This is a genomic window from Colwellia sp., from assembly GCF_013215345.1.
Taxonomy (GTDB): domain Bacteria; phylum Pseudomonadota; class Gammaproteobacteria; order Enterobacterales; family Alteromonadaceae; genus Colwellia.
The window spans coordinates 1-2,480 of the sequence record NZ_JABSOV010000237.1; the positions used below are offsets into that span (position 1 = coordinate 1).

3 protein-coding genes and 1 pseudogene are annotated in these 2,480 nt (G+C 39.0%); all 4 read right to left on the reverse strand.

The genetic code is table 11. The features are described from left to right. A pseudogene (locus HRT50_RS18575) lies at positions 1–121 on the reverse strand (nicotinate-nucleotide adenylyltransferase); the annotation flags it as partial. A gap of 63 nt (positions 122–184) precedes the next feature. Then, on the reverse strand, positions 185–1,249 hold the full coding sequence (gene holA, locus HRT50_RS18580; protein WP_291617279.1) for a DNA polymerase III subunit delta: 1,065 nt from the start codon (positions 1,247–1,249) through the stop codon (positions 185–187). 73 nt (positions 1,250–1,322) lie between these two features. Beyond that, positions 1,323–1,841: an LPS assembly lipoprotein LptE gene (gene lptE, locus HRT50_RS18585; RefSeq protein ID WP_291617282.1), complete on the reverse strand. Its 519-nt coding sequence runs from the start codon at positions 1,839–1,841 to the stop codon at positions 1,323–1,325. 48 nt (positions 1,842–1,889) lie between these two features. After that, positions 1,890–2,480, reverse strand: a 591-nt coding sequence (locus HRT50_RS18590) for a class I tRNA ligase family protein (protein WP_291617284.1), incomplete at its 5' end; no start/stop codon positions are given.

Consider the following 2,480-nt stretch of genomic DNA (forward strand, 5'->3'; position numbering starts at 1 on the left):
GCGCAGGTATTAACAGTACCTTAGTTAAGCCCAGCTCATTAGCAACCGCTTGGGCTGATTGAGTATGCCCTAAGTGAATGGGGTCAAAAGTGCCGCCTAATATTCCGATACCGTTAGTCATATCAAGTGTTGCTGAAGTCATATAACTACTCACTGGCTCTTAGCTCCATGGTCTAGCCATAATCTAGCCATAGTTTAGGCTAAAGGCAGCGGTCTTTTCACCGTGATATAAGGTGACACACAAGTCAGCTAATAAAATAAAAATATTAAATTCACTGCTGGTTTTACTTAACAAATCAATATCAGCAATACGACCCATGGCACGCTTTACGTTATCAATTTTGATGTGAGTTAAGGCATGCTGGTACAAGGGTTTACGTTTATCCCAAATACGATATTGTTTGTAAATATCAGCCATATTTTCACCTTGAGCTAATTGATTTAGCATGGTGTATAACTGGTTTATCTCTTTATGGAAAACCCAAATTAATTGCGCGGGTGCCATGCCTTCTTGCTGTAGCTGATCGAGCATAACAATACATTTAGCACAATCCCCTCGCAGTAAGGCATCGATAACTTGAAAGGGATTAAATTTCGCTTGTTTAAGTAGTAACTGTTCGGCTTGCTCAATGCTAATGGCCTGTGAGCCAAATAGTAAACCAAGTTTATCTAGCTCTTGGGCAAGGGCGAGTAGGTTACCTTCAAATAGCTCAACAAGTAGCGCGTTTAATTCACCTGAGACATTAAGTTTCCGCTGTCTTGCCTGATTACTCAACCATTGCGGCATGGCTTTCAATTCAATGTCATACAAGGGTAAATAGCAGCCTAATTGCGTTAGGCTTTTAAACCACTTTCTATTTGCACTTGCCGCATCAAGTTTGGCGCCATGGAATATGAACATTACATCTTGCGGGGCATTACCGCTGTTAAAGTCTTGCGTTAATCGTTCAGCCAAAGCTAATAGCGCTTTGTTGCCGGCATCACCGACTTTTACTGTGGTTAATTCAATTTCAATAATACGTTGGCTGGCAAAGAGACTTAACGCTTGATACTCATCAAGTAATTGTTGCCAGTCAAAGCTAGTATCACTACTAAAACGAATTATTTCACTAAAGCCTTGATTTTTTGCATATTTTTTAATAACAGCAAGGCTGTTATCTTTTTGCCAAGGCTCATCACCAAAAACCAACCAAACAGGTTTAAAACCCTGGCGTAGGGTATTGTCTAGCTGGTTATGATAAATTTTCATGGAAACCTTATATACGTTTTACAGTGACGGGTGGCGTTAAAAAAAATGCTTTGCTAATAGCTATAGCTAACTACTAGCGTTGGATTCTTGCTAAGTCACGGAGTATTTTATCGGCGGCCGACGTTCTCATTTCACTTAATAAAAGTGATAACTCTCTACTTTTTGCTAATGCAAGGTTAGGATCATCTTGATAATCACGATACAGTTCAAAACTGAACTGTTGAGCATCTTCGCCAGTAAAGCGCACTTGATAATGCACTGAATAAGTAAGTTCATATTCGGCCACTTGACCGTTAGCGAACAGTGACAAAGTACGTCTATCTAATTTATCTGAAATAATTCGTAATTCAGGGATATCCGTTTTCGAATGCTTTAATACTTTAACTTGATTGCGCGTTAAATTTAGTTTAACTAAACGCGTCAACTCACCGTGAACATCCGTTGAGCTGACATAAAGTGTTTGCAGCTCATCATCGAGTAAATAATCACCGCGGAGTTGAAAACCACAAGCAGATAATAAGCTTGTGGTTAACAGGGCGATAGCTAAATTTCTAAAGGTTAAGCTTTTAATAGCAAGGCTCAATTTATACATTTATCATTTACCCTTAATTGCGAGAACAGGTGAGTAAGCAGCAACAAGCTAGTTGGCTACAATGTTAAATATCTTGCCAGGGATATAAATAACTTTGCGTATTGTTTTACCTTCAGTAAATTTCAATACGTTTTCATCATTTAAGCCCAATGCTTCCACGTCTTCTTTGCTTGCATCAGCAGCAACGGTAATTTTTGCGCGTAACTTGCCATTTACTTGCACAATAATAAGCTTCTCATCTTCTATTAGAGCGCTTTCGTCAACGACAGGCCAGCTGGCATCTTCAACATTTAAATCACTTCCACCAACAGCTTGCCATAAGTGATGACATAAATGTGGGGTAATAGGTGTTAGCATTAATACCACAGCGCGAACAGCTTCTTGCATTACCGCTTTATCTTCATCACTGTTAAGTTTAGCTTTGCTTAAGTGATTCATTAACTCCATGATGGCAGCAATAGCCGTGTTAAAAGTATTTCGACGACCTATATCATCGGTTACTTTGGCAATAGTTTTATGTAACTCACGACGTAATTTCTTCTGATCACTGTTTAATGTTAATCCAGCAATATCTGCCACGGTAGTATCACTAGTACTTTCAACAAAATCATTGGCTAATTTATACACTCGCTTAACAAA